Annotated in this window: 2 protein-coding genes; both read left to right on the top strand. The window is 52.4% G+C overall.

The genetic code is table 11. The features are described from left to right. The coding region (locus tag QUA50_RS27990) for an S-layer family protein (RefSeq protein ID WP_333268494.1) at positions 1 to 2,424 on the top strand (2,424 nt) is incomplete at its 5' end. A 15-nt stretch (positions 2,425 to 2,439) separates the two neighbouring features. Then, positions 2,440 to 4,173, top strand: coding sequence for a ShlB/FhaC/HecB family hemolysin secretion/activation protein (locus QUA50_RS27985; protein WP_333268496.1), 1,734 nt, complete (start codon positions 2,440 to 2,442; stop codon positions 4,171 to 4,173). Positions 4,174 to 4,250 lie beyond the last annotated feature (77 nt).

Raw genomic sequence — 4,250 nt, 5'->3', positions numbered from 1 at the left:
GGGAATTTGACGATTCACACGGGGCGATTACTGGTGCGCGATGGAACTGCGGTATCAACCGCTACTAGAGGTTCAGGCAAGGGTGGCAGCTTGCAGATTACGGCAACAGATTCGATCGAGCTGATGGGTAGCTCAGCCAATGGTCAGTCTCCCAGTGGCTTGTTTACTTCTAGTCAAGGGAGCGGGGATGCAGGGAATTTGACGATTCACACGGGGCGATTACTGGTGCGCGATGGAACTGCGGTATCAACCGCTACTAGAGGTTCAGGAACTGGAGGAAACTTAACGATTGACACGGCGCGCTTGCTGGTGAGCGATGGAGCAGCGGTATCAACCACTACTTTCGGTCAAGGCAAGGGCGGTAGCTTGCAGATTAGGGCAACGGATTCGGTTGAGGTGATGGGTGCTTCAGCCGATGGTCGGGTTCTCAGTGGCTTGTCTGCTTCTAGTGTAGGGAGTGGGGATGCAGGGATTTTGAGGATTGACACGGGGCGCTTGCTGGTGCGCGATGGGGCGCAGGTATCAGCCACTACTGGAGGTTCAGGCAAGGGCGGCAGCTTGCAGATTACGGCAACAGATTTGGTTGAGGTGATGGGTGCTTCAGCCGATGGTCGGGTTCTCAGTGGCTTGTTGGCTTCTAGTTCTGGGAGTGGAGATGCAGGGGACTTGAGGATTGACACGGGTCGCTTGCTGGTGCGCGATGGGGCACAGGTATCAACCGGTACTTCGGCTCGAGGCAACGGCGGCAGCTTGCAGATTACCGCTGCTGAGTCGGTCGAGTTGATTGGTAGATCGGCCGATGGTCGGTTTGGCAGTCGCTTGTTCACTCAGAGTCAAGGGAGTGGGGATGCAGGGGACTTGAGCATTAACACGGGGCGCTTGCTGATGCGCGATGGGGCACAGGTATCAACCGGTACTTCGGCTCGAGGCAACGGCGGCAGCTTGCAGATTACCGCTGCTGAACGAGTCGAGGTGATTGGGACCTCAGCCAGTGGTCAGTCTCCCAGTGGCTTGTCTGCTGAGAGTCAAGGGAGTGGGGATGCAGGGAATTTGAGGATTGACACTCAGCGCTTGCTAGTGCGCGATGGGGCACGGGTATCAGCCGCTACTAGAGGTTCAGGCAACGGTGGCAGCTTGCAGATTACGGCTGCTGATTGGGTTGCGCTGATTGGGACCTCAGCCAATGGTCAGTCTCCCAGTGGCGTGTTTACTGATAGTCAAAGGAGTGGGGATGCAGGGAATTTGAGGATTGACACGGGGCGCTTGCTGGTGCGCGATGGGGCACAGGTATCAACCGCTACTAGAGGTTCAGGCAAGGGCGGCAGCTTGCAGATTACGGCAACAGATTCGGTTGAGGTGATTGGTAGATCAGCCGATGGTCAGAGGGGCAGTCGCTTGTTGGCTGATAGTTCTGGGAGTGGAGATGCAGGGAATTTGAGGATTGATACGGGGCGCTTGCGGGTGAGCGATGGAACCATATCAACCGGTACTTTCGGCTCAGGCAACGGTGGCAGCTTGCAGATTAAGGCAAGGGATTCGGTTGAGGTGATTGGTACCTCAGCCAGTGGTCGGTTTCCCAGTGGCTTGTTTGCTCAGAGTCAAGGGAGTGGGAATGCCGGGGATTTGACGATTGACACGGGGCGCTTGCTGGTGCGTCGGGCAGTCATATCCAGCAGCAACCGGGGAGAAGGAACAGCAGGCGATATCAACATTAAAGTCCGCGACACCCTACAAGCTAATAATGGCACGATCGCAACCTCCGCCGTGCAATCTTCCGGGGGACGGATCGACATCACAGCTTCTAATATTCGCCTATCGGGCAACAGTGGCATCACCAGCAGCGTTAACTCAGGTGCAGGAGGCGGTGGCAACATTAACCTGAAAGCTGACTCCATCCTCGCTTTCGACGACAGCGATATCCTCGCTTTTGCCCGTGATGGCAGAGGTGGAAATATCACCCTCAATACTCCTGTCTTCTTCGGCGAAAGCTACCGTCCAGCACCTCGCGACACCGATCCTGATACTCTCTCACGCAATAATCGAGTCGATATTAACGCCACTGGTAATCTTGCTTCGGGAAATATCGCCCTACCCGATACCACCTCGATCCAAAACAGTCTCACCGAGTTACCGGAAAATCGGATTGACACCGACAGCCTTCTGGCCTCTAGCTGCATTGTCCGGCGCGATCGACCAACGACGGGAAGTTTTACCGTCACAGGTACGGGTGGCTTACCCCAGCGCCCCGGAGATGTCCAAATGTCCGACTTTCCCACAGTAGATGTGGAAACTTTACCCAGCGACACCACATCCTCAAATACCAACCCAAATCGTTCTTGGCAAAAAGGCGACCCAATTGTAGAACCCCAAGGCGTGTATCGACTGCCGAATGGGAAACTCGTTATGAGTCGAGAATGTTATTAATTCACTAACAAAAATATGTACCCAATCTTCAGGTGGGTTGCCATTTCAGGTTCAAGCATCGCGACACCAACTTGCATTGCCCTCAGCGCGATCGCCCAATCCGCACCGCCACCAGGTGTCACCATTCCCCCTAACGCACCAGACGCGATCGAACAAACGATTCCCAATCCCTCTTTTACACCCCGTCCTCTCCCCGATGAAACCCCTTCACCACCACCGGAACCAGAACTGCAAACTCCCCCAATTCAAGAGTCACCTGAAGTTACTTCCCCGTCGGGCGATCGCTTTTTTATTCAAAAAGTAGAAGTGCTGGGAAACACCGTCTTACAGGACGAAATTGCCAAATTAATTCAGCCTTACGAGAACCGTTCGGTCACGTTTGAAGAGTTACTCGAACTGCGATCGGCGATTATTCAACTCTATATTAAAAACCGCTACATTACCTCTGGAGCCTTCCTGCCCAACAATCAAGACCTCAGCAGCGGTACGGTCAAAATTCAAGTCGTAGAGGGCGAACTCGAAGGGATTGAAATCGGTGGGTTAAATCGGTTGCGAGAAGGATACGTGCGATCGCGCCTAGAACTTGCCACCTCTACCCCCTTAAACCAGCAACGCTTAGAAGAAGCTTTGCAACTGTTGCAACTCGATCCGCTTATCGAGAGAGTAAATGCCGAGTTAACCGCAGGTAGCAATCCAGGCCGCAATATCTTGCGAATCAATCTCAAAGAAGCCCCTGCTTTTCACAGTGCGATCGCACTGGATAACAACCAATCACCCAGCATTGGTTCAGTCCAAGGCAGCGTAGAAGTCAGCCATGATAATGTCTTGGGATTTGGCGATCGCGCTTCAGCCCAATACGGTCGTACTGAAGGACTCGACCTCTACGACATCAACTATACTATCCCCGTGAATGCTCGTAACGGTGCCCTTAACTTCCGCTATAACAATGGCGATAGCCAAATTATTGAACGAGAGTTCCGGGATATCGGTATTAGAAGCGAAACTCAAACCTATTCCGTCAATTTCCGCCAGCCCATTACCAGAACACCAACCCGTGAATTTGCATTAAGCTTGGGTTTAGATCGCCGTCGCAGCCAAACGTATATCCTCGACGATCGGCCCTTTTCCTTCACAGAAGGTCCTGAAAAAGGCGAGTCTAAAGTTACAGTAATTCGGTTTTCTCAAGATTGGGTCGATCGGGGCAGAAGACGAGTCTTAGCCGCCCGCTCTCAATTCAGTCTAGGGATAGATGCCTTTGATGCAACTGTCAACAATACTGGCACTGACGGGCGATTCTTTTCCTGGTTGGGGCAATTTCAATTGGTGCAGCAGTTATCATCCAGAAATGTGCTAGTAGCGCGAATTGATGCTCAGCTAACTCCTAATTCTTTGCTACCTTTAGAACGCTTCAGTATTGGTGGAGTCGATACAGTTCGCGGCTACCGACAAAACCAACTCGTTGCCGACAACGGCATTCTGGGTTCAGTTGAAGTTCGCATTCCCCTCACGTCAGATACCAGTACACTGCAGTTAGCGCCTTCTTTTGAAATCGGAACGGTCTGGAATAACCAAGATATTGACCCCGACCCAGCTACAATTGCCAGTTTAGGACTGGGTTTGCGATGGCAGATTGCCCCCGATTTATCGTTGCGCCTAGACTACGGCCTCCCCTTAATTTCAGTTGGCAATCGGGGAAACTCGCTGCAAGATAAGGGTATCTACTTTTCAGTACGCTATCAGCCGTTTTGAAGTAAGTAGGTCGGCGGGAAAATTTATAAGTATGTAACAAAACATTAAGTAGGACGGTCGGCTCTCAATTTAATGCG

Source organism: Microcoleus sp. M2_D5, from assembly GCF_036701935.1.
Taxonomy (GTDB): domain Bacteria; phylum Cyanobacteriota; class Cyanobacteriia; order Cyanobacteriales; family Microcoleaceae; genus Microcoleus.
Note: the sequence above shows the minus strand (reverse complement) of the source record. Positions and strands in the feature narration are given on the sequence as shown.

Coding starts and splice junctions, on each gene's coding strand:
- QUA50_RS27985 (WP_333268496.1), top strand. CDS start 2,440: ATGTACCCAATCTTCAGGTGGGTTGCCATTTCAGGTTCAAGCATCGCG.